The organism is Kitasatospora sp. NA04385 (genome assembly GCF_013364235.1).
Lineage (GTDB): Bacteria > Actinomycetota > Actinomycetes > Streptomycetales > Streptomycetaceae > Kitasatospora.
The window spans coordinates 2904187-2927752 of the sequence record NZ_CP054919.1 but is presented as its reverse complement, the minus strand read 5'-3'; the positions used below and the strand labels follow the sequence as shown (position 1 = coordinate 2927752).

The following is a 23566-nucleotide window of genomic DNA, read 5'->3' as shown; positions in this document are numbered from 1 at the left end:
CGGGCCGGCCTGGACGCCCTGATGGGAGCCGCCCAGCCCCACCCGTGGACGTTGCGCGGCCGGGACACCCCGTTCCCCGGGCCGCAGTGGCCCTGGCTGCGTTCCGTCCTGACCGGCGTCCTCGGCCTCACCGCCGTCGGGCTGCTGGTCACCGGGGCGTGGCGGGCCCAGGACACCGCCGACCGGCCCGCCAGCGCCGACACCGCCGCCGCCGAGCACCGGCCGGCCGCCAGCGGGGAGGACCCCGCCGCCTGGTGGATCGGCGCCGCCGGCGCCGGAACGCTCGCCGCCCTCGGCGCGCTCGGCACCCGCCGCTTCGCCCGCGAGCGCCGCGCCCCGCCGCCGCCCGGCCCTGCGGGTGCGCCTGCGCCCCGAACCCGGCGGCGAACTGCTCGTCCTGCCCGTGGACGGCGACCCCCGCGCGAAGGGGCTGTGGCTGCTGAAGCCGCGCAGCGCCGCCGCCCACTACGACGAGGCCACCGGCTGGCAGCCGCACCGCAGCCACGCCGAGGAGCGGGCGGCCACCCGGCCGACCGCCCCGGCCCAGGCCGCCGCCCTGCTCGACCGCACCGTCGAACCGGTCGACGGCCTGCTCTACCAGGGCCCGGACGGCGGCCTGCGCCCCGTGGTGGTGTTCCGCTCCCCGGTTCCCCCGCACGCCTGGACGGCCCTGCGGGTCGCCGAGCACGCCACCGGGCCCCGCCTGCGCCGCAAGGCCCGCGGCCTCGCGGCCGAGGAGCTGGTGGTGCCCGCGGCGGCGGCCCGCCTGCTCGAACAGGACCTCGCCGAACCGCCCGGCCCCGCCGCCCCCGCCCTGGTCCAGGGACTGCCGGCCGCCCTGCGGATCGCCGTCCCGCCGGTCACGACCGTCCTGCTCGCCGCCGTCATGACCTGGCTGACCGAGGACGGCGGAGTCTCGGACCTGCTCCACCGCCTGTTCTTCGGCCTGCCCATCCTGCTGGGCACCGTCAGCGCCTTCGGCTGGCAGCTCGCCGTCGACCGCGACGGCGTCACCGTCGTGCGGGCCCTGACCCGCACCCGCCTCCCCTGGAGCCGGGTCACCGCCGCCGCCGTCCACGGCGGCCGGTTCACCGTGCAGGGCACCGACGGCGCCCAGCACGGCTTCGTCGCCCTCCCCTCCCGGCTGCTCGGCCGCGGCCCGGCCCTCCAGCGGGCCGCCCGCATCGTCACCGCCGCCGCGGCCCGCCCCGAACGGCGCCCCGCCGAGGCCCTCCCGCCCGGCACCGTCGGCGCCACCCTGCTCCTCAACCGCCTCTGCGTGGCCGGCTACCTGCTCTGGATCCTGGCGGCCGATCTCCTGAGCCGCACTTGACCCGCACCTGAGCCGCACCTGACCCGGGCCGGACGGCCCCGGCGGAAACCCGGCCGCCGCTCAGGACGGACAGCTGATCTCGCTCCCGCTCTCCGCCCCCGCCACCGCCGTCGCGGCGGCCTTCGCCGGGGGCCCCGCCGTCGCGGCGGCCGCCACCGGGGCGACCGGCGCCGAGGGCCCCGGGGAACCGCCCCCGTCCGCGGGCCCGCGGTACTCGCTGCCCGCGACCACCTGGAAGGTCGCCCCCAGGCCGGGCACGGCCTCGAGCTCGGCGTCCGGCAGGGCCGCGGCCAGGGTCTTCACCGACTCGTCCCAGCGCGGGTCGTAGCGGATCACCGTCCGGGTGGCCGACGTCCCGCCGCCGGGCGCGTTGGAGGGCAGGCCGGTGGTGGCGAACCCGGCCCGGCGCAGCTCCGCGTCGACCCGGAAGCCCAGGCCCTGGACGCCCGCGCCGTTGAGCACCTGCACCCGCACCTCGACCGGAGGAATCGTTCCGGCAACGGGCGCGGCGCTCGGAACGGTGCTCGGCGCGGCGCTCGGGGCGGCCGCCGCCGCGCCGGTGAGCGGCCGCCCGGCCCGGACGGCCTCGAACAGCGCCGCCGCGCCCTTCTCGTCCCACAGCACGGTGGACCCCCACCCCGCGACCTGGTGGTCGACCTCGGCCAGCGGCACCGTGGCGAAGTCCGCGTCGCTGGCCGACAGGTCCTTCAACCGGCTCGCGAACTCCAGCAGTTCGGCGTTGCCCAGCCCCTTGTCGACCTTGACCGAGCTCAGCACGGTGTCCAGCACCCCGGTCAGCCGCGCCGGGTCGAGCAGGGTGTCCCCGGCGGACGCCCGGTGCAGCAGCTGCGCCAGGAACTTCTGCTGACGGTGCATCCGCCCCAGGTCGGAGGAGCCGTCCACGTGCCGGGCCCGGACGTAGCGCAGCGCCCCCGCGCCGTCCAGCCGGCTGGTGCCGGCCGGCAGGTCCAGCCCCGCGTAGTCGTCCTTCAACGGCTTGGGGGTGCACACCTCGACGCCGCCCAGCGCGTCCACGGTGGAGACGAAGGCGAGGAAGTTCACCTCGACGTAGTGGTCGATCCGCAGCCCGGTGTTCTGCTCGACGGTGCGCACCGCCAGCGGCGCCCCGCCCATCCCGTACGCCGCGTTGATCTTGCCCTTGGCGGCGGCCACCTGTTTCCCGGTGGCGGGGTCCCGGTGGGCGGGGATGTCCACGTAGGAGTCGCGCGGGACGGACACCACGGTGGCCCGGCCGCGGTCCGCGGAGAGCTGCACGATCATCATCGTGTCGGTGCAGTGGCAGGACTCGCCGCCCGCGTGCAGCACGTCCTTCAGGGTGGACTCCGGGATGCCCGCGCGCTCGTCGGTGCCCACCACCAGGAAGGTCGAGGCGCCGTCGTCGGCCGGGCGGTCCCGGCCGCCGCCGATCGCGTCCACCCGGCCGAGCGAGGAGCCGACGCCGTTCAGCACCGCCCACCCGCCGCACGAGGTGGCCAGGACCGCGAAGGACAGGGCGCCCGCCGCCCAGCGGCCCCAGCGCCGGGGGCCCGGCCCCCGCCGTCGGACCGGTGCGGACGGGCGTGCGGGCTGGCGCTGGTGGGGCATCTTCCGGATGGTAGGCGGGCCGGCCGCGTCCGCCCGGGCGGCACGCCGGGCGGGGGAGGACCCCGTCTGACAGGCACCGGACCGCGCCGGTACGCTCGGGCACGATGAACACCAAGGCTGCTGAGGAGCTGCCGGCGGTCTCCGTGATCATGCCGGTGCTCAACGAGGAACGTCACCTGCGCACCGCCGTCCGCCGCATCCTGGAGCAGGAGTACGGCGGCGAGTTGGAGGTGGTGATCGCGCTGGGGCCGTCCTCCGACCGGACCGACGAGATCGCCGCCGCGCTCACCGCCGAGGACCCGCGGGTGCGCACCGTCCCCAACCCGACCGGCCGCACCCCGGCGGGCCTGAACGCGGCCATCCGGGCCAGCCGCCACCCCGTGGTGGTCCGGGTCGACGGCCACGGCCTGCTGACCCCCGGCTACGTCGCCACCGCGGTCCGCCTGCTCGACGAGATGGAGGCCGCCAACGTCGGCGGCATCATGCACGCCGAGGGCGAGAACGACTGGGAGCACGCCGTCGCCGCCGCGATGACCTCCCGGATCGGCGTCGGCAACGCGGCCTTCCACACCGGCGGCCTGGCCGGCCCGGCCGACACCGTCTACCTCGGGGTGTTCCGCCGCGAGGTGCTGGAGCGGCAGGGCGGCTACAACGAGGAGTTCGTCCGCGCCCAGGACTGGGAGCTCAACTACCGCATCCGCCAGGCCGGCGGACTGGTCTGGTTCACCCCCCAGCTCAAGGTCACCTACCGGCCCCGGCCGAACGTGCGCGCCCTGGCCAAGCAGTACAAGGACTACGGCCGCTGGCGCCGGGTGGTCACCCGCTACCACCGCGGCTCGGTCAACCTGCGCTACCTGGCCCCGCCGGCCGCCCTGCTCGGCGTGCTGGCCGGCCTGCTGCTCGGCGCCCTGGTGCACCCGGCGTTCCTCGTCCTGCCGGTCGGCTACCTGCTGGCGATCGTCCTCGGCAGCCTGCGGAGCCCCGGCCTGTCCGCGAAGTCGCGGCTGCTGCTCCCGGTGGCCCTCGGCACCATGCACATGAGCTGGGGCTTCGGCTTCCTCACCTCGCCGCGCAGGCTGGCCCGCCGGGTGATCGCCTCCACCCCGCCCGCCCCGATCGACCCGAAGCCCACCACCGCGGCCTGACGCCCCGTCCAGGACGGTCCCCGGAACGCCGGACGGGGGCCGTCCCCGCGCACTAGGCTCGCGCCATGACGAGCAGCGCCCCCAGGATCGAGGCCACCGCCGACGTCGACCCGAGCGCCGAGATCGGCCCCGGCAGCACCGTCTGGCACCTCGCCCAGGTCCGCGAGGACGCCCGGATCGGCGCCGAGTGCATCATCGGCCGCGGCGCGTACGTCGGCCCCGGCGTCCGGCTCGGCGACCGGGTCAAGCTGCAGAACCACGCCCTGGTGTACGAGCCCGCGGTCCTGGAGGACGGCGTGTTCGTCGGCCCCGCCGCCGTCCTCACCAACGACCTCTACCCGCGCTCCGTCGACCCGGACGGCAGGCTCAAGCGCGGCGACGACTGGCACGCCCGCGGCGTCACCCTGCGCGAGGGCTGCTCGATCGGCGGCCGCGCCGTCCTGGTCGCCGGCGTCACGGTCGGCCGCTGGGCGCTGGTCGCCGCGGGCGCCGTCGTCCACCGGGACGTCCCCGACCACGCCCTGGTGGCCGGCGTCCCGGCCCGCCGGATCAAGTGGGTCGGCCGGGCCGGCGAACCGCTCACCCCCGACGGCCCCGGCCGCTGGCGCTGCCCGCGCACCGGCGAGACCTACACCGAGACGGCCCCGGACACCCTCACCCGCGACGCCTGAGCGGCGCGCACCCGGGAGGCCGCCCGCTCCTACTTCCCCTTGGCCGCGCAGACGTTGGTGTCGTCCGCCTGCACCCGCTGGATGTCCTTGGGCGCCTCGCTCGGGGCCGCCGAGGGCGTGCTGCCCGCGGTGGTGGAGTCCTTGCCGAGCACGACGACCACGCCGTCCTTCGCGCCGAGCCTGCTGCTCGCCTGCGCCGCCGTCGCGGGCAGTCCGAGGGCCGCGGCCACCGCCTGCGCCTCGTCCTCGTGCCCGGCGGGGTAGGTGACGGCGGTGGTGGCCGCCGGGTCCGCGTTGTTGCCGGCGACGGCCAGCGCGAAGCCCTTGTCCTGGAGCGCGGTGGCCGCCTTCGCGGCCTGCCCGGAGGCCCCGCTGCCGTTGCGCACGGTGACCTTCACCCCGGCCGCGTCCACCTGGGGCGCGGCGGGGGCGGAGGAGGCCGGGGCCTCGGGCGTCCCGGAGTCGGTGCCCGACTGCGGGACGTCGGTCAGCGAGCGGTCCGCGGCGATCATCGAGAACACCTGCTGGGCGTCGTTCGGCTTCAGCACCAGGTGGTTCTTGTTGGTCGGGTCGTCGAGCACCGGCACCGTGGTGAAGGTGATGTTCTTGGTGTCGATCCGGGAGATGTCGAGCGCCAGGTCCTTCAGCTTGTTGACGCTGCCGATCCCGTCGTCGACGGTCAGCGCCTTGGTGGCGGCGTCCGCCAGGTCCCACAGCTTGGCGGGGCTGGTCAGGGTGTCGCTGCTCTTCATCTTGCGGATCATCGAGGAGATGAACTGCTGCTGCAGCGGGATGCGGGTCAGGTCGCCGCCGAAGCCCACCGCGTGCCGGGTGCGGACGAAGGCCAGCGCCTCCTCGCCCTGCACCACGTGCCGGCCCGCGGACATCTTCAGGTGCGAGTACGGGTCGTCGATGTCGGTGGCGGCGCACACCTCGACCCCGCCGACCGCGGTCGAGAGCGTCTTCACGGCCTCGAAGTTGACCATCATGAAGTGGTTGATCCGGACGCCGGTCAGCTTCTCCACGGTCTTCCAGGTGCAGCCCGGGTCGCGCCCGTCCTGCCCGAGGCTGGTGTTGAACATCGCCCTGGCCTCGCCGGGGATGCCCTTGTCACCGGTCTTGCAGTCCGGGATCTGCACCATCAGGTCGCGCGGGATGGACAGCACCGTCGCGTTGGAGCGGTCCTTGGAGATGTGGAACAGCAGCGTGGTGTCCGCGTGCCCGGCCGAGCCCTCGTCGCCGTACTCGCGGCCGAGGCCGACCCGGCTGTCGGTGCCGATCACCAGGATGTTCAGCGCGTCGGTCGCCTGCGGGCGCTCGGAGTCGTCGCCGACCTCGACCTTCACCGAGGAGATGTTGTTGTTGAAGTGCTGGTACACGTAGTACGCGCCGCCGCAGCCCGCCACCAGCACCAGGCCGAGCGAGCCCGCGGTCCACTTCAGCGCCCGCCGGCCGCGGGTGGAGCGGCCCTTGCGGCGGGCGGCCCGGCCGCCCGGCACCGCGGTGGCGCCCGTCGAGCCGCGGGCGGCCCGGGAGGTGCGGGGACGCGGCCCCGGCGGCGGCCGGGCGTCCGCGTCCGCCGGGCTCCGGCGGGCGGTGCGCGGACGCGCGGAGGCGGGGCGGGGGTGCTCACCGGCGGGCCGGCGGCCCGCGTCCAGGTCGAGCCGGAACTCGCCGGTGGCCGGGTCGAGCACCCACTGGTCGGCGGGGTCGACGCCGGGAGGGTTCGAGTCCGCCGAGTCGCCCCGGTTCCGGTGTCCGCTGTTCATCCCGGACACCCTAGACGAGCCTGACGGTCGAACCGTCCACGATGTGATACCCGTCACCCGACGAAAGGGCGGAAAACGGCGGCGGCGCGCCCCGCCCGGTCCGCCGGGCGGAGCGCGCCGCCGCACTCCACTGCCATCACCCCAGGACTACCCGCCCCGGTGGGCCGGGGCCGTCACCCCAGGCGCAGAGTCACCCGTTCGGAGTCGATCCGGCTCTGCCACTGATCCTCCGTCAACTGACCGGAGTTCCGGCACAGCACGACCGAGGCCCCGGCCGCCAGCGGCGCCAGCAGGCCCGCCTCCAGGCCCGTCCAGTCGTCGAACGACAGCGTCGAGAGGACCCGGCTCCCGCCGTCCAGCCCCAGCCGCGCCGCGCCCTCCCGGGCCAGCGCCACGGCCTGCTCGCCGGTCAGCTTCAGCGGCAGCCCGTCCACCACCGTCTCCAGCGCCACCGCCTGCGGGTCCACCGGCGAGTACGGGGCGAACCGGTCGCCCTGCCCGGGCACCTCCGCCGCGTAGTCCAGGAACCCGTCCGGCCGCTGCGGGAACCGCCCGCCCAGCGGGCGCAGCGCCAGCGCCACCCGCTCGCCCGGGCACTCCTGGGCGGCCGCCAGCCCGTCCGGGCCCGAGACCACCAGCTCGGCGTCCTTCGGCTCGCCCTGCGGCACCGCCACCACGCCCACCGACCAGCAGGCCAGCAGCCACACCGCGCTCTGCCAGTGCGCCGGCAGCAGCAGCGCCGCCCGGTCGTCCGGCGAGGCGTTCAACTCGTCCTGCAGCAGGTTGGCCGTCTTCGCCACCCAGTTGTCGAACGTCTTCGCCGACAGCTCCACCCGTTCCCCGGTCGAGTCGTCGTAGAAGGTCACCAACGGGCGGGACGGGTCGGCAGCGGACCCCGGGCGCAGGAAGGCCTGCAGCAGCTCGGCGGGGGTACGGGCGTCGGCAGCGAAAGGCGCAGTCATGGTGCGGTCCAGCCTACGTCCTGCCCCCCGCCGGACGGGAGGGTGCCCGCCCGCTCGGAACGCCGCGTCGTGGCACCGCGTCGTGACACCGGGCCGGGTTACGCTCGCCCCTGCCCCTGCCCCTGCCCCTGCCCCTGCCCCCGCCCCCGAGCCCCGGGGCGCCGTCCCGGAACCCGAGGAAGTGCCGATGCCCGCCCAGACCCGGCAGTGGCGGCCCGGTTACCCGCTCGACCTGGGACGCACCCTCTTCCCGCTCCAGCACGGCGCCGGCGACCCCGCCTTCCAGCGCACCCCCGACGGGGCCGTCTGGCGCGCCTCCCGCACCCCCGACGGTCCCGGCACCCTGCGCATCCTCCAGCGCGCCGACGGGATCGACGCCACCGGCTGGGGGCCCGGCGCCGGGTGGCTGCTCGAACAGCTCCCCGCGACGCTCGGCGCGCACGACGACCCGGCCGGGCTGGTGCTGCCGCCCGGGCCGCTCCGCGAGGCCCAACGCTCCTGCCCGGGGCTCCGGTTGACCCGCACCGGCCTGGTGATGGAGTCCCTGGTGCCGGTGATCCTGGAGCAGAAGGTCACCACCCTGGAGGCCTACCGGGCCTGGCGCACCCTGCTCCGCGACCACGGCACCCCGGCCCCCGGCCCGGCCGCCGACCTCGGCATGCGGGTGGTCCCCACCGCCCGCGAATGGACCCTCGTGCCCAGCTGGGCCTGGCACCGGGCGGGCGTCGACCCCAAGCGCTCCGCCACCGTCCTGCGCGCGGCCCGCCTCGCCGCCCGCCTCGAACAGGCCGCGGCGATGCCCCCGGCGGACGCCTTCGCCCGCCTCACCGCCGTCCCCGGCATCGGCCACTGGACCGCCGCGGAGACCCTCCAGCGCAGCAACGGCGACGCCGACGCCGTCTCCGTCGGCGACTTCCACCTCCCCAACACGGTCGGATGGGCCCTGGCCGGGCGCCCCCGCAGCGACGACGCCCAGATGCTCGCCCTCCTGGAGCCCTACCGCCCGCACCGCCACCGGCTCTGCCGCATCCTCCCCCTCACCGGGGCCCGCCCCCCGAAGTACGGCCCCCGCCTCACCCCCAACGACCACCGCAACCGTTAGGCGGACGGGCACGCACCACCAGGGGGCCGGGGAACGGCGGGTCGATGCTGCTGGTGGCCGGAGCCCATCGAAGGTCCGTGCTGCTGCGTGCCGTAACAGGAACCAGAAGCAGACGCGCGCCACGGCAGTGCACCGCCCGCAGCCACGGCCTCGCCGTTCCCCGAGCCCCTGTCGGCTACCGCACCGTCAGGAAGGCTGCCGCGTCCCGAGCCTGACGCTCCCGCGGCTCCTCGGCCGCCCGCCCCACGGCGACCGCGCCCATCGGGTCCCAGCCCGCCGGGAGGCCGAGCGCCTCGCGGACGGTGTCGCGGCAGAACATCGTCGAGGACACCCAGGCCGAGCCGTAGCCCTCGCCGGTGAGCGCGACCAGGAGGTTCTGGACGGCGGCGCCGACCGCCACCACGAACATCTCCCGCTCGGCCGCGGCCCGCCGCTCGTCGGGGTAGTCGTGAGAGCCGTCCATGACCAGGCACGGCACGATCAAGTACGGTGCGCCGCGCAGCACTTCGCCCCGGGCGGTGCGCCGGGCGATCCGTTCTCCGCTCCAGCCGTCGAGCTCCCGCAGGTCCCGCTGCCAGGCGGCGAGCATCGCGTCCAGCAGGCCGGTCCTGGCCTCCTCGGTCTCCAGCAGGACGAACCGCCAGGGCGTGGTGTGGTGCGGGGCGGGGGCGGTGACCGCGGCGGCCACGGCCCGCCGCACCGCGCCGCCGTCGACGGGTTCGTCGGTGAAGGCGCGCACCGTCCGCCGCAGGGTGACCGCCTCGCGGACGGCCTCGGAGGTGCCGAGGCGGAACATGTCCTGCTCGGCGGGGCGGACCAGCGGGCGCGCGCCCTCCCCGTCGTCCGCGGTGACCAGCCCGGCCAGGCCGCGGACGACCGCCACCGGGGTGCCGGTGGCCTTGCCCTTGACCAGGTCTGCGGCGGCGGCGAGTTCGTCGGCGGTGGCGGTGACGGTGAGCCGCAGTTCGTTGCCGTGGCTGTCGAACCGGCCGCGGTGGTCCTCCAGCACGGGCAGTCCGGCGGCGCCGATCGCGACGTCGGTGAGCCCGTTGCGCCAGGGCCGGCCGAAGGTGTCGGTGATCAGCACGGCCAGCCGCCGGCCGGTCAGTTCCCGCAGCCGGGAGCGGAGCAGGCGGGCCGAGGCGTCGGGGTCGACCGGCAGCAGCAGGACCGTCCCGGGCGGGGTGTTGGACGCGTCCACGCCGGCCGCGGCCATCACCAGGCCGTTGCGGTTCTCGACGATCCGGGCCCGGCCGCGCCGGGCCACCACCCGGACGGTCTCGGCGTCGATCGCGGCCTCCCGGTCGTCGGCGCGCACCAGTCGGCCCTCGGCCTTGGAGACCACCTTGGAGGTGACCACCACGACGTCGCCGTCCTCGAACACCCCCGCCTTGGCGATCAGTTCGGCCAGGTCGTCGCCGGCCTCGACCTCCGGCAGCCCGCGCACCGGCAGGACGTGCAGCCCCTCGACCCCGCTCACGCGGCGACCTCCGCGGCCAGCGCCAGCGCGGCGCGCGCCATCTCGGCGGTGGCCTCGACCGAGCCCATCAGCAGCGGGACGGCCCGGCAGGCGATCCCGGCGGCGGCCACCTCGTCGACCGCGGCGGCGTCCGAGGTGTCCACCAGCCAGCCGTCCAGCAGCCCGCCGTCCCGGCGCGCGCCGTAGTGCCGGGCGACGGCCGCCGCGCTGGTCTCCACCCCGACGGCGGCCAGCACCTTGTCGGCCATGCCGCGCACGGGGGCGCCGCCGACGATGGGGGAGAGGCCGACCACGGGGGCGCTCGCGGCGGCGACCGCCGCGCGGATGCCGGGCACGGCGAGGATGGTGCCGATCGAGACCACCGGGTTGGACGGCGGCAGCAGCACGAGGTCGGCCTCGGCGATCGCCTCCAGCACCCCGGGCGCGGGCTTCGCGTCCTCGGCGCCGACCGGCACGATCGCCTCGGCCGGGACGGCCGCGTGCAGCCGCACCCAGTACTCCTGGAAGTGCACCACCCGCGGCCCGTCCGCGTCGGTGATCCGGACGTGGGTCTCGACCCGGTCGTCGCTCATCGGCAGCAGCCGCACGCCGGGCTGCCAGCGGTCGCACAGCGCCTCGGTGACGGCGGACAGCGGGTACCCGGCGGCCAGCATCTGGGTGCGCACGATGTGGGTGGCGAAGTCCCGGTCGCCGAGCCCGAACCACTCGGGCCCGACCCCGTACGCCTTCATCTCCTCCTTGACCGACCAGGTCTCGTCGGTGCGGCCCCAGCCCTGCTCCTCGTGGATGCCGCCGCCGAGGGTGTACATCACGGTGTCCAGGTCGGGGCAGACCTTCAGGCCGTAGAGGTGGATGTCGTCCCCGGTGTTCCCGATCACGGTGATCCGGTCCTCGGGGGTCAGGGCCGCCCGCAGCCCGCGCAGGAACCTGGCTCCGCCGATCCCGCCCGCCAACGCAGTGATTCGCATGACGTCATCCTGCCAGCGCGTCAGTGCACCCGGTGACGGCCCGGGCCGTCGGCGGCGGGCGCGGCGGGGGCGGGCGCGGCGGGGGCCGGTGCGGTCGCCTCCCCGGCGGTGGTCGGGTACTGGTTCATCTCGACCAGGCCGGGCGTGTAGAGGTGGACGGAGACCGCGGGCTCCAGCGAGGCGTTGACCATCTCGTGCAGGTGGCCCGTGGAGAACACCCGCAGCCCGCCGGGGCCCAGCGTGCGCGAGCCCTCGCCGCCGGCCGTCAGCGAGCGCTCGGTGAGCTCGCCCGTCAGGACGGTCATCACGCCGGAGGAGCTGCCGTGGTCGTGGAAGCCGCTGGACTGGCCGGGCAGCCAGCTCAGCAGCCAGACCTCGTAGCCGGGGCCGGTCTCCAGCCGGGCGTACCAGCGGGTCAGCGCGTCGTAGCGGACCAGCGGCTCCCAGCGGGCGCGGTCGGCGGCGATCTCGCGGACCAGCCGGGCGTAGCCGCCGAGCGTGGTGGGGTGCGCGGGCAGGTCGGTGCGGGCCAGGTGCGGGAAGGCCAGCGGGTCGCCCGCGATGGACACGTCGCTCAGGCCGTCGGTCCAGCGGGGGGCCGGCAGGGCGGTCGCGGGGAGGGTGCCCGCGGCCGGGGCGGTCGCGGGGAGGGCGGGAAAACGCTTGCGGTCGCGGTTGCGCTTGCGGAGGCGGGGCATTCGCACGGTGACGTCCTCGGGTTCGGCTGCGGATGGGATCAGCCGGGGCCGCGAGGACGTTCAGGGGGGACTGTCACGCGGTCGGCCTCTGTTCCGGGGCGGCGCGCGGTGGGACGCGGGCGCCTAGATACAGCGGAGACAGCGGCGACAACACGAGGAGTTCGCGGCAGCACCGAGGAGCGCCTGGCGGCGCCGGTCGGCGGAGGTGGCCGGGAACTCTGACATGCGGGCAAGGAGACCGCAACCGACCCTCCAGTGTCAAGGCGAGCTGACGGACATTCGGGTCACATCCACTCCGAACCACCGGATGGGGTGATAAGCGCCCATTAAGGTTTCGAAGTGAAAAAGCCCGGGAAGGGACGCCCTGAGATCGCCCCGGGCCCCCCGGTCGGGAGCGGCAGTGCGGCCTGACGGCCGGTCAGGAACCAGGCTCGATGTCCGGGTTGTCCGGATATGTACACTATTCGTAGTGGCTTGGTTCCGGGGAGTGAATCCTTGGCCCAATACCAGAGCTCGGCTTGACTGGGCCAGAGTGACGCAACTGTAATTTCTCTCGTGTCGTTCCGCCGCACCGGCAACGGCAACACCACGGGGACGCCAAGAGGGGTAGAGGAGGCGCGCCAGGATGAGCGAGCTCTTTGAGCTGTTGATCGGTGAGGGCATCGAGGAAGAAGAAGAGGAACTCGGCTGGCAGGAGCGCGCGTTGTGCGCCCAGACCGACCCCGAGTCCTTCTTCCCCGAGAAGGGCGGCTCCACCCGGGAGGCCAAGAAGGTCTGCCTGGCGTGCGAGGTCCGGGCCGAGTGCCTGGAGTACGCCCTCGCCAACGACGAGCGGTTCGGCATCTGGGGCGGCCTGTCCGAGCGCGAACGCCGCCGCCTCAAGAAGAGCGCGGTCTGAACCCCCGCAGCACCTGGGCCCGTGCCGGCGCCCCACCGAACGAGGTGGGGCGCTCTCGCGTTCCCGGGCCCGGCGGCGGCCCCGCACCGGCCTGAGGCGGTACCCGCTGCACCGTCTCTTCACACCCGCCGGGGACGATCGCGCCACCCGGAGCCGTTAGTGTGGTGCGTCATCTGCCGTCAAACCCGAACCGGTGGTCCGCGCACCCGATGACTGTCTACAGCCACCAGAGCGGCTTCTCCGCTGCCAGGCCGCCCGCCTACCCGCGCCACTTGGTCACCGCGGTGATCGTCTCGCACGACGGCGCCCGCTGGCTGCCGCAGGCGCTGGCCGGGCTGCTCGGCCAGGACCGGCAGGTCCAGCGCGTCCTCGCCGTGGACACCGGCTCCACCGACAACTCCACCCAGCTGCTCGCCGACACCCTCGGCGACTGGCTCCCCGAGAGCGGCCCGCTGGTCCTCGGCCGCCGGGTCGGCTTCGGCCGCGCCGTCGGCGAGGCCGTCCTCAACAGCCCCCCGCTGCGCCCCGAGGACCTCTCCTACAGCCTCGACCCGTCCGGCTACGACCCGGTCACCGGCGGCTGGGACGACTTCGGCGACCCGCTCGCCGGCGAGGACGAGCTCGGCCGCGGCGGACCGCGCGAGACCCAGCCGGTCGAGTGGCTCTGGCTGCTGCACGACGACTGCGAACCGCAGACCGACGCCCTGCGCCGCCTGCTCCAGGTCGCCGACTCCACCCCGACCGCCGCCGTCGTCGGCCCCAAGCTCCGTTCCTGGTACGACCGCAGGCAGCTGCTGGAGGTCGGCGTCACCATCGCCCGCTCCGGGCGGCGCTGGACCGGCCTCGACCGCCGCGAGCAGGACCAGGGCCAGCACGACCAGGTCCGCCCGGTGCTCGCCGTCTCCACCGCCGGCATGCTGGTGCGCCGCGACGTCTTCGAGGAACTCGGCGGCTTCGACAAGGCGTTGCCGCTGATGCGGGACGACGCCGACTTCTGCTGGCGGGTCAACGCGGCCGGCCACCGCGTCGTGGTCGCCCCCGACGCCGTGCTCCGGCACGCCGAGGCCGCCAGCCGCGAACGCCGCACCATCGACTGCGCCCCCGCCCACCCGCACCGGGTCGACAAGGCCGGCGCCGTCTACACCCTGCTCGCCAACTCCAAGGGCCTGCTCTTCCCGTACGTCCTGCTCCGGCTGATCCTCGGCACCGTCCTGCGGGTGATCGTCAACCTGGTCGGCAAGGACCCCCGGCAGGCCTACGACGAGATCGCCGGCCTCGGCCACGAACTGCTGCGCCTGCCGCGGCTGATGGCCTCCCGGGCCCGCCGTCGCAGGACCCGCTCGGTCGACTCGCTGGACGACCGCACGCTGTTCCCGGCCCCCGGCGCCACCGTCCGGCTCGCGGTCGAGAACGTGGTCTCCTCGCTCGGCATCGGCGGCACCGACGACACCGGCGGCCGGCACGGCTCGGTCGAGTCCGGCCCCGGCGACGACGACACCGACGACCTGGTGGTCGAACAGTTCGCCCTGCTCAAGAAGTTGGTCCGGCGCCCGGCCCCGGTGCTGTTCGCCGCGCTGCTGCTGTTCGCGCTGGCCGCCTGCCGCAACCTGATCGGCTCCGGCTACCTCCAGGGCGGCGCCCTGCTGCCCGCCGCCGACGGCGCGGCCGGCCTGTGGAACATGTACGCCGCGCCCTGGCACGCCGTCGGCACCGGCTCCACCGCCACCTCCCCGCCCTACCTCGCGGTGCTCTCCGTGCTGTCCTGGGCGCTGTTCGACCACGCCGACCTCGCGCTCACCCTGATCGTGGTGCTCTCGGTGCCGCTCGCCGCGGTCAGCGCCTACCTGGTCTCCCGGCCGCTGATCGCCTCCAAGGCCGTCCGCGCCTGGGCCAGCGCCACCTACGCGCTGCTGCCCGCCGCCACCGGCGCGCTCGCCCAGGGCCGGATCGGCACCGCCGTGCTCGCCGTGCTGCTGCCCCCGCTGGCCCGCGCCGCCGCGATCACCGCCGGCCTCGGCATCCGCAAGGAGACCGCCGCCAAGGGCGCCCGCCCCGGCTGGCGCTCCGCCTGGATGACCGTGCTGATGCTCACCGTCAGCACCGCCTTCGTCCCGCTCACCTGGGCCATCGCCGTCCCGCTCTGCCTGGCCGCGCTGGTCCACGCGGTGCTCCGCGGCGGCGCGTTCGGCTCCGGCGCGCAGGCCGTGCGGCTGCTCGGCCTGCGCGTCGTGGTGATCCTCGGCCTGCCGGTCCTGGTGCTCGCCCCCTGGTCGCTGCAGGTGCTGGCGAACCCCTCCCGGCTGCTGCTGGAGGCCGGCGTGCCCGGCTTCAACGGCCCCGCCGCCGACCCGCTCGGCCTGGTCCTGGTCAACCCCGGCGGCGCCGGCACGCCCCCCGCCTGGCTGTCCGCCGGCGTGGTGCTCGCCGCGCTCGCCGCCCTGCTGCGCGCCGACCGCCGCCGCGCCGTGCTGGCCGCCTGGGGCGCCGCCGCCGCCGGGCTGGTCTTCTCCGTCGCGGTGGCCGGCACCGCCGTCACCCCGCCTCCGGCGGCCCCGAGACCGCCGCCTGGGCCGGCCCCGCCACCCTGCTGGCCGGCGTCGCGCTGCTCGCCGCCGCCGCGATCGGCGCCGACGGCGCCAACACCCGCGTCTCCGGCATCGCCTTCGGCTGGCGCCAGCCGGTCGCCGCCCTGGTGCTCGCCAGCGCCGTGCTCGCCCCCGTCGGCACCGCCGTCTGGTGGGCGCTCACCGGCGCCGACGGCCCGCTGCGCCGCGGCACCGAGGCCCAGGTCCCGGCGTTCATCGCCGAGTCCGGGAACACCACCGACCGCTCCCGCACCCTGACCGTCACCGGCGACGCCGAGGGCGCCTCGGTGCGGTACGCGCTGGTCCGCGGCGCCGGCCTGACCACCGGCCAGGCCGAGGGCACCGTGGACGCCGCCGCCGACGGGCAGCTGGCCCAGCTCACCGCCAAGCTGCTGGCCGGCTCCGGCGGCGACCTGGCCCGCACCCTCGCCGGGTACGGCGTCGGCTACATCCAGGTGAAGGACCCGGTGATCGCCAAGGTCCGCGACGTGCTGGACACCACGCCCGGCATCGTCCGGCTCAGCCTCGACAACGGCACCGGCCTGTGGCAGATCAGCAGCGTCCCCGGCAGCCGGGCGCAGATCACCAGCCCCGGCACCGTCCCGGTGACCGTCCCCTCCGGGCAGCACGACATCTGGACCACCGTCCCGGCCGGCCCGGCCGGCCGCCAGCTCCGGCTCGCCGAACAGGCCGACCCCGACTGGACGGCCACCCTGAACGGCAAGCCGCTGCAGGCCGTCACCGTGGACGGCTGGGCGCAGGGCTTCACCCTCCCCGCCGAGGGCGGACGGCTCGACGTCACCCGCGCCGGCAGCGCCGCCCACACCGCCTGGGCCTGGGGCCGGCTCGCGCTCGGCGCGGTCGTGCTGGTCCTGGCGCTGCCCGGCCGCCGCAACACCAACGACGACGACATCCCCGAGGACATCGTCGCCGCCCAGGCGCTGGCCGCCCAGGCCCAGGCCCAGGCGCCCGCCCCCGGCAGCCGCCGGGCCCGCCGCCTCGCCGAGCGCGGCGAGGGCGAGGACCCGCAGGCCGAACCCGGCGTCTACGCCCCCGGCATCCCGCCCCAGCCCGTCGGCGAACCCGAGCCCGCGCCCTACCGGCCCGAGCCCGAGACCTTCGCCGACCCCTACCAGGCGGACCCGTACCAGGCCGACCCGTACCAGCAGCAGGGCTACCAGTCCGACGGCTACGGCTACGACTACACCCAGCAGCCCGTCGGCGCCCCCCACCAGGGCGACGGCTACGACCAGTACGGCCAGCAGCAGCAGCCCTACGGCTACGACGCCCCGCCCGCCCAGGGCTGGAACGACCCGTACGCCGCCGGCTACCCGCAGCAGGACGAGCAGCAGCAGCCCTGGCTGCCCGAACAGCAGCAGCCCACCACCTACTACGACCCCAACGACCCCTACGGCGGCGGCCACCCGCAGCAGCCCGGGACGGGGAGCTGACCCGCGATGAAGAAGCCCACCCTGAAGGCGCCCAAGCTCAAGGCCCCCGACCTGGGCGCCGTGACCGGCGGCAGCCGGACCGGCCAGTCCCTGCTGGCCGGTGTGGCCGTGCTCGGCCTGGTGTTCGGCATCGCCGAACTGCGCTCCCCGGCCTCCTCCGCCACCGGCGCCGGCGGCGCCCGCACCACCGCGCAGGTCGAACGCACCGCGCTGGTCTGCCCGCCGCCGATGCAGGGCCTCACCGGCTCCACCGCCCTCACCCTGTTCAGCCCCGAGGGCGGCACCGGCAGCACCGGCACCGGCCTGCTCGCCGACGCCAACCACGACAACGTGGTCGCCGCGCAGAACCCCGCGCAGCCCGCCGCCTCCGCCAAGCCCTCCGACGCCCCCTCCGGGGCGCCGTCCGAACAGCCCTCCGGCAGCGCCTCCGCGCCGAACGCCGGTGCGCCGAACGCCGGTGCGCCGAACGTCGGTGCGCCGGTGCTGGACTCGCGCGTCACCCTCGCCAAGCCCGGCGTCCCGGCGACCGGCCCCGCCGCCAACAAGGACGACGCCCCCGGCAGCTTCGCGATCGCCACCGGCAACCTCGCCCCCGGCTTCACCGCCACCCAGGTCACCACCTCGGAGAACGGCGGCACCAGCCTCTCCGGCGCCGACTGCGTGCCCTCCGGCACCAGCTTCTGGTTCGCCGGCGCGAGCACCGCGGGCAACCGGGTCGACTACGTCACCCTGGTCAACGCCGACAGCCAGACCGCCGTCGTCGACCTGCGGATGTACGGCGACAAGGGCCTGATCGACAACGAGCTCGCCAGCAACATCTCGGTCGGCCCCGGCCAGTCCCAGCAACTGCTGCTCAGCAGCCTCACCAAGGGCCCCGTCGACGACCTGGCGCTGCACGTCGTCACCCGCAGCGGCCGGGTCGGCGCGGGCGTCCACGCCATCGACACCGGCAAGGGCACCGACTGGCTGGAGCCCTCCGCCGACCCGGGCCCGAGCGTCACCATCCCCGGCATCCCCGACGACGTCACCACCGCCCACCTGGTGGTCGCCACCGACTCCGCCGACGACGCCGACCTGAAGGTCCAGCTCTCCGGCAAGAACGGCTGGTTCACCCCCGCGGGCAAGGAGACCGTCCACGTCAAGGCCGGGATGACCGCCGTCCTCGACTTCCAGTTCTCCGCGGAGACCCGCGAGGGCGCGAGCGCGATCCGGCTCACCCCCACCAGCGAGGGCCACCCGACCCCGGTCGTGGCCGGCCTGCGGGTCGACCGCGAGAACAAGGGCAAGACCGAGGCCACCTGGCTCTCCGGCGCCTCCCCGGTCGGCGCCCGCGCCTCCGTCGCCGACAACCGGGCCGGCCAGACCAAGCTGATGCTCACCGCCGTCGGCACCGACGCCAAGGTCAAGGTCACCAGCTCGGCCGGCGCGAGCGGCGGCACCCCCGTCACCAAGGACGTCGACGTCCCGGTCGGCACCACCGTCACCGTCGAGGGCATCGACCCCGAGGGCGCCAACGGCCCCTACGGCATCACCCTGCAGACCCTGAGCGGCGGGCCGGTGGTCGCCGCCCGCCAGCTCAGCGCCACCACCAAGGACGTCCCCACCTTCACCACCCAGCAGTTCCGCGACGACCACGCCACCGTGCAGGTCCCGCACGTCGCCGCCGACCCGGGGATCGTCATCAAGTAGCGGAGCGCACCGCCGGGGGCCCGGGCCCCCGGCGGTGCGCCTCCCGGGGCCTGGCTACTCCTCGCCGTAGCGCGGGTCGATCGCGTCCGGCGAGAGCCCCAGCAGTTCCGCGACCTGCTCGATCAGGATCTCGTGGACCAGCGCGGCCCGGTCCTCCTTGGACTTGGCGCGGATCTCCACCGGCCGCCGGTAGACCAGGATCCGGCTGCGCCGGCCCGTCACGCCGGGGATCACCCGGCCGAGCGGCACGGTGTCCGGCTCGGGCTCGCCCTTGGCGGGCAGCGGGACCTCCAGGACGGCGAACTCCACGTCCTCCAGTTGGGGCCAGCGCCGCACCAGCCGCTCCATGGACTCCCGGACGTAGTCGTCGAAGAGCTCGGACCGGGTCAGCGAGATGGGCACCTGCGGCGGGGCCAGCGGCCCGCGCAGGCCGCGGCCGTGCCGGTCGCGGTGCTTGCGGCGACCGGGACCGGGCGGGGACGGGGGTGTCGAGCTGTCCATAGCAGTGTCGAGCGTAGTCCCTGGATGCCCGGAAGTGGACCACTCCAGCACGGCGCGTAACGGCGACGGGACACGCGAGCCGGGGGCGGGTCTTCGCGGGCCGGTCCGACTTGCGGTACCGTCCACCCTCGTGAGCTCTGTACGTCGTTGTTCGCGGACCGCGTGCGGCCGTCCGGCCGTGGCGACGCTGACGTACGTCTACGCGGACTCCACCGCGGTGCTCGGCCCGCTGGCGACCTACGCGGAACCGCACTGCTACGACCTCTGCGCCGAGCACGCCGAGCGCCTCACCGCCCCGCGCGGCTGGGACGTGGTCCGCCTGGCGGGCGACACCGGGCCGCTGCGGCGCAGCAGCGACGACCTGGAGGCACTGGCGAACGCCGTGCGCGAGGCGGCCCGCCCGCAGGAGCGCACGCCGCGTCAGGGCCCGCCCGCCGACGGCGAGTCGGGCCGGCGCGGGCACCTGCGGGTGCTGCGTTCCCCGGAGAGCTGACCTGCGGGTGCCGGACGGCGCGCCGCCCGTTCGCCGGGGCCGGGTACGCTGCCCCTCTGCGGTTCGGACGGATGCGTCCGGTACGCCCGCAGCACGTCGCAGCACACACACGGGAGCATTCTGGTGCGGGACCTCAAGCAGCTTGTGAAGGCGTACGACGTCCGGGGCGTCGTGCCGGACCAGTGGGACGAGTCGCTGGCGTACGCCTTCGGTGCGGCCTTCGTCGAGGTGATCGGCGGCAGCGCGGTGGTCGTCGGCCACGACATGCGCCCGTCCTCGCCCTCGCTGTCCCGCGCCTTCGCCGAGGGCGCCGCCTCCCGCGGCGCCGACGTGGTGGAGATCGGGCTGTGCTCCACCGACCAGCTGTACTACGCCAGCGGCAGCCTGGACCTGCCCGGCGCGATGTTCACCGCCTCGCACAACCCGGCCCAGTACAACGGCATCAAGCTGTGCCGCGCGGGCGCCGCCCCGGTCGGCCAGGACACCGGCCTGTCGGACATCCGCGAGCTGGTCGAGTCCTGGCTCGACGAGGACGGCAAGGTGCACGTCCCGGCCGCCGCGCCCGCCGCCGTGGGCGGGCTGTCCGCCAAGGAGACCCTGGGCGGCTACGCCGACCACCTGCGCAAGCTGGTCGACCTGACCGCAATCCGCCCGCTCAAGGTCGCGGTGGACGCGGGCAACGGCATGGGCGGCCACACCGTCCCCACCGTCCTCGACGGCCTGCCGCTGGACGTCGTCCCGATGTACTTCGAGCTGGACGGCACCTTCCCCAACCACGAGGCCAACCCGCTGGACCCGGCCAACCTGGTCGACCTGCAGGCCAAGGTCCGCGAGGTCGGCGCCGACATCGGCCTGGCCTTCGACGGCGACGCCGACCGCTGCTTCGTGATCGACGAGAACGGCGACCCGGTCTCCCCGTCCGCGATCACCGCCCTGGTCGCCGAGCGCGAGATCGCCCGCGCCCAGGCGGGCGGCGAGGCCAACCCGACGATCATCCACAACCTGATCACCTCCTGGACCGTCCCCGAGGTGGTCCGCGACCTGGGCGGCGTCCCGGTCCGCACCCGGGTCGGCCACTCCTTCATCAAGCAGGAGATGGCGAACACCGACGCGGTCTTCGGCGGCGAGCACTCCGCGCACTACTACTTCCGCGACTTCTGGCGCGCGGACACCGGCATGCTGGCCGCGCTGCACGTGCTGGCCGCGCTCGGCGGGCAGGACGGCCCGCTGTCCGCGCTGACCGCCCAGTACGAGCGCTACGCCGCCTCCGGCGAGATCAACTCCACCGTCGCCGACCAGGCCGCCGCCACCGAGAAGGTGCGCGCCGCCTACGCCGGCCTGGAGGGCGTCACCACCGACGAGCTGGACGGCCTGACCGTGGCCGGCCCGGACTGGTGGTTCAACCTGCGCGCCTCCAACACCGAGCCGCTGCTGCGCCTGAACGCCGAGGCCAAGGACCCGGCGAAGATGGCCGAGCTGCGCGACGGCGTGCTGGCGATCGTCCGCGGCTGACCGCGGCGGTCCGCCCGCCGCTGACTTTTCGCGTGCCCCGGCCGGTAGGGTTGCCACCGGCCGGGGTACTGCTGTGTCACCGGCTTCCCGCACCGTTGCCCGAACCCCCGGAGTCGACCGCCATGAGCCTGCCGTCCTTCCTGCTGGAGATCCTGGTCTGCCCGGAGTGCCGCTCCCCGCTGGCCGAGGAGACCGAGGGCGAGGTGCACGAGCTGCGCTGCACCGGCGAGGGCTGCGGTCTGGTCTACCCGGTGCGCGACGGCATCCCGGTCCTGCTGGTGGACGAGGCCCGCCGCCCGTCCTGACCCTGCCCCGCCAGCCGTTGGAGGCCAGCGCCATGTTCGACGACTCCCTGCTGGACGACCCGGCCGCCGTGCTGCGCGCCGACCGGCGGCGCGAGCTGCTGGCGCTGGCCGGGGCGGGCGCCCGGATCCGGATCGCGCTGCGCCGGGCCGACGCAGCCGGCGTCGGCGCGCTGAACCCGGACGGGCGGCCGCGCGCGGTGCTGGTCGCCGGGCACGGCGGGGTGCTGACCGCCGCCGCCGTGCTGGCGGCGCTGGCGGTGCCCAGCAGCCAGGTGTGGCCGCTGCCGCCGTCCGACGCCCGCCCCGGCGGGTTCGCCTTCACCGACGGCGAGACCTGGCAACTGCCGGGCTGGGCCGGTCCGTTGGACCTGATCGTGGTGGCCAGCGAGAACGGCCGCGAGGGCGGCCTGATCAACCTGGCCGAGCAGGCGTACGGCCGCGGCTGCGCGATCGCGGTGATCGCCCCGGAGGGCTCGGAGCTGTTCGAGGCGGCGCTCCAGGTGCGCGCCCTGCCGCTGCCGTTCGAGCCCAGCACGGCGGAGCCGGAGGGCTCCGACGCCGAACCCGACCTCCCGGCCGAGGACCCGGCCGCGCTGTGGGCCTTCCTGGCCCCGCTGCTCGCCCTGACCGACCGGATCGGCGTCACCCAGCTCGCCCCCGGCGCGCTGGAGGCCGCCGCCGACCGCCTCGACGAGGTCGCGGTGCGCTGCCGCCCCGACGCGCACGCCTACGACAACCCGGCGAAGTCCCTGGCCGCCCGGCTCGCCGAGACCGTCCCGCTGCTGTGGGCCGAGGGCGCCCCGGCCGCCGCCGCGGCGGAGCGGTTCGCCGCCGCCCTGGCCGACCGGGCCGGCCTGCCCGCGCTGGCCGCCCGCCTCCCGCAGGCGCTGACCGCGCACCGCGGCATGTTCACCGGTCGGCTCGGCGCCGACCCGGACGACTTCTTCCGCGACCGGGTCGACGAGCCGGTCGCGCTCCAGCTGCAGGTGCTGCTGCTGCGGCACACCCCGGGCGTGGCCGAGCTGGAGCAGCCCGGCTGGCCGGTGGCCCGGGCCCGCCGGCTGGCGGCCGCGCACGAGGTCCGGATCACCGAGCACGCCTCCAGCCGGGAGGAGCCGCTGCAGGCGCTGGCCGAGCTGATCGGCCTGACCGACTTCGCCGCGGTGTACCTGGGCCTGGCCACCCGGAGCTGACACGGTATCGTCCCCTCGTCAACAAAGGCCCGGCAAAGCCCCGGGCCCGCGCGGAGGGACGTACGGGGTTGAGTACCGAAGGCGGCACCAAGGCACTGGTCGCGGCACTGTCCGCGAACCTGGGCATCGCGGTCAGCAAGTTCGTGGCGTTCGCGTTCTCGGGTTCGTCCTCGATGCTCGCCGAAGGCGTGCACTCGATCGCGGACTCCGGCAACCAGGTCCTGCTGCTGGTCGGCGGCAAGCGCTCGCAGCGGGCCGCCACCGAGGAGCACCCGTTCGGCTACGGCCGCGAGCGGTACGTGTACGGGTTCCTGGTCTCGATCGTGCTGTTCAGCATCGGCGGCATGTTCGCGATCTACGAGGGCTACGAGAAGATCGCCCACCCGCACGAGTTGGAGAACTGGTACTGGCCGGTCGGCGTGCTGGTGTTCGCCATCCTGCTGGAGGGCTACTCCTTCTTCACCGCCTACAAGGAGGCGTCGAAGGACAAGGGCCGGCACGGCTGGGCCGCCTACATCCGCCGCGCCAAGGCCCCCGAGCTGCCGGTCGTCCTGCTGGAGGACACCGGCGCGCTGATCGGCCTGGCGCTGGCGCTGGGCGGCGTCGGCCTGACCGTCGCCACCGGGGACGCGGTCTGGGACGGCATCGGCACCCTGTGCATCGGCGTGCTGCTGGTGGTCATCGCCCTGGTGCTGGCGCTGGAGACCAAGTCGCTGCTGATCGGCGAGTCCGCCGACGCCGACGTGGTGACGAGGATCCGCGCGGCGCTGGTCGACCACGACACCGTCACCTCGGTGATCCACATGCGCACCCTGCACGTCGGCCCCGAGGAACTGCTGGTCGCCGCCAAGATCGGGGTCAACGCGGAGGACAGCGCCGCGGTGATCGCCGAGGCGATCGACCACGCCGAGGCCCGGGTCCGCAAGGCCGTGCCGATCGCCCGGGCGATCTACCTGGAGCCCGACATCTACTCCGAGGAGAAGGCGCTGGCGGGCCCCGACGCGGACGCCACTCCGGGCGGTCCCGGCCGGAACGCCCACTGAGCCGCGGCCGATCGGTGTAGATTCGTCAGCAGTGCCAAACGTCGCTGCTGATGGCGGTCGATCGGAGCGTGGCTCCGGTCGAGGGAGAGAGGTCCTCCGACGGATTGTGCCGCAGCAGAGGGTCGCTCCCGCGCGCCCTCTGCCGCTCAGCACACCCGTAACC

Annotated in this window: 19 protein-coding genes; 12 read left to right on the top strand and 7 right to left on the bottom strand. The window is 75.3% G+C overall.

What is annotated here, in order from left to right:
• Positions 1-358: 358 nt before the first annotated feature.
• Entirely contained in the window at positions 359-1333 is a 975-nt protein-coding gene (locus tag HUT16_RS12735; RefSeq protein ID WP_176188325.1) for a PH domain-containing protein, read from the top strand.
• Between the two features lie 60 nt (positions 1334-1393).
• On the opposite strand, the gene HUT16_RS12730 is transcribed toward HUT16_RS12735, so the two are convergent.
• Positions 1394-2938, bottom strand: a complete 1545-nt coding sequence (locus HUT16_RS12730; RefSeq protein WP_176188323.1) for an LCP family protein — start codon at positions 2936-2938, stop codon at positions 1394-1396.
• Positions 2939-3042: 104 nt separating this feature from the next.
• Between HUT16_RS12730 and HUT16_RS12725 the strand changes: the two genes are divergently transcribed.
• On the top strand, positions 3043-4083 hold the full coding sequence (locus HUT16_RS12725) for a glycosyltransferase family 2 protein (RefSeq protein WP_176188321.1): 1041 nt from the start codon (positions 3043-3045) through the stop codon (positions 4081-4083).
• Between the two features lie 65 nt (positions 4084-4148).
• A complete protein-coding gene (locus HUT16_RS12720; protein ID WP_176188319.1) occupies positions 4149-4754 on the top strand; it encodes an acyltransferase in 606 nt (201 codons plus the stop codon).
• A gap of 29 nt (positions 4755-4783) precedes the next feature.
• Here HUT16_RS12720 and HUT16_RS12715 read toward each other — a convergent pair whose 3' ends face one another.
• Together HUT16_RS12715 and HUT16_RS12710 are read right to left on the bottom strand one after the other, a co-directional pair.
• Positions 4784-6523, bottom strand: coding sequence for an LCP family protein (locus HUT16_RS12715; protein WP_176188317.1), 1740 nt, complete (start codon positions 6521-6523; stop codon positions 4784-4786).
• Between the two features lie 173 nt (positions 6524-6696).
• The gene (locus HUT16_RS12710) at positions 6697-7485 is read right to left on the bottom strand and encodes a TIGR03089 family protein (protein ID WP_176188315.1); all 789 of its coding nucleotides are present in this window, start codon (positions 7483-7485) and stop codon (positions 6697-6699) included.
• A gap of 187 nt (positions 7486-7672) precedes the next feature.
• Here HUT16_RS12710 and HUT16_RS12705 point away from each other — a divergent pair, with 187 nt between their 5' ends.
• Entirely contained in the window at positions 7673-8587 is a 915-nt protein-coding gene (locus tag HUT16_RS12705; protein WP_176188313.1) for a DNA-3-methyladenine glycosylase, read from the top strand.
• A 175-nt stretch (positions 8588-8762) separates the two neighbouring features.
• On the opposite strand, the gene HUT16_RS12700 is transcribed toward HUT16_RS12705, so the two are convergent.
• The 3 genes from HUT16_RS12700 to HUT16_RS12690 are packed head-to-tail and all read right to left on the bottom strand — an operon-like array spanning position 8763 to position 11613.
• The gene (locus HUT16_RS12700; protein ID WP_176188311.1) at positions 8763-10067 is read right to left on the bottom strand and encodes a coenzyme F420-0:L-glutamate ligase; all 1305 of its coding nucleotides are present in this window, start codon (positions 10065-10067) and stop codon (positions 8763-8765) included.
• Positions 10064-11035: a 2-phospho-L-lactate transferase gene (gene cofD, locus HUT16_RS12695; protein ID WP_176188309.1), complete on the bottom strand. Its 972-nt coding sequence runs from the start codon at positions 11033-11035 to the stop codon at positions 10064-10066. Before cofD ends, HUT16_RS12700 begins: the two co-directional genes overlap by 4 nt.
• Before the next feature lie 20 nt (positions 11036-11055).
• Positions 11056-11613, bottom strand: a complete 558-nt coding sequence (locus tag HUT16_RS12690) for a cysteine dioxygenase family protein (RefSeq protein ID WP_254898296.1) — start codon at positions 11611-11613, stop codon at positions 11056-11058.
• Positions 11614-12358: 745 nt separating this feature from the next.
• Between HUT16_RS12690 and HUT16_RS12685 the strand changes: the two genes are divergently transcribed.
• From HUT16_RS12685 to HUT16_RS12675, 3 genes are all read left to right on the top strand, one after another.
• Positions 12359-12631, top strand: a complete 273-nt coding sequence (locus HUT16_RS12685; RefSeq protein ID WP_033255587.1) for a WhiB family transcriptional regulator — start codon at positions 12359-12361, stop codon at positions 12629-12631.
• A 209-nt stretch (positions 12632-12840) separates the two neighbouring features.
• The gene (locus HUT16_RS12680) at positions 12841-15474 is read left to right on the top strand and encodes a glycosyltransferase family 2 protein (RefSeq protein WP_176188307.1); all 2634 of its coding nucleotides are present in this window, start codon (positions 12841-12843) and stop codon (positions 15472-15474) included.
• A gap of 1199 nt (positions 15475-16673) precedes the next feature.
• A complete protein-coding gene (locus HUT16_RS12675; protein WP_176188305.1) occupies positions 16674-18356 on the top strand; it encodes a DUF5719 family protein in 1683 nt (560 codons plus the stop codon).
• A gap of 54 nt (positions 18357-18410) precedes the next feature.
• Here HUT16_RS12675 and HUT16_RS12670 read toward each other — a convergent pair whose 3' ends face one another.
• Positions 18411-18857, bottom strand: a complete 447-nt coding sequence (locus tag HUT16_RS12670; RefSeq protein WP_176188303.1) for a metallopeptidase family protein — start codon at positions 18855-18857, stop codon at positions 18411-18413.
• A gap of 34 nt (positions 18858-18891) precedes the next feature.
• On the opposite strand from HUT16_RS12670, the gene HUT16_RS12665 reads away from it, so the two are divergent.
• The 5 genes from HUT16_RS12665 to HUT16_RS12645 all read left to right on the top strand — a co-directional run bounded on the left by HUT16_RS12665 (position 18892) and on the right by HUT16_RS12645 (position 23403).
• Positions 18892-19350, top strand: a complete 459-nt coding sequence (locus HUT16_RS12665; protein WP_176188301.1) for a DUF3499 domain-containing protein — start codon at positions 18892-18894, stop codon at positions 19348-19350.
• 120 nt (positions 19351-19470) lie between these two features.
• Entirely contained in the window at positions 19471-20862 is a 1392-nt protein-coding gene (locus HUT16_RS12660) for a phosphomannomutase/phosphoglucomutase (RefSeq protein WP_176192639.1), read from the top strand.
• A gap of 122 nt (positions 20863-20984) precedes the next feature.
• Positions 20985-21167 carry a Trm112 family protein gene (locus HUT16_RS12655; protein ID WP_099899595.1) on the top strand — a complete coding sequence of 61 codons (183 nt, stop codon included), beginning with the start codon at positions 20985-20987 and terminating at the stop codon, positions 21165-21167.
• 32 nt (positions 21168-21199) lie between these two features.
• The gene (locus tag HUT16_RS12650; RefSeq protein ID WP_176188299.1) at positions 21200-22360 is read left to right on the top strand and encodes an SIS domain-containing protein; all 1161 of its coding nucleotides are present in this window, start codon (positions 21200-21202) and stop codon (positions 22358-22360) included.
• Positions 22361-22428: 68 nt separating this feature from the next.
• Positions 22429-23403 (top strand): cation diffusion facilitator family transporter, encoded by a 975-nt coding sequence (locus HUT16_RS12645; RefSeq protein WP_176188297.1) that lies wholly within the window; start codon positions 22429-22431, stop codon positions 23401-23403.
• The last annotated feature ends 163 nt before the right edge of the window (positions 23404-23566 follow it).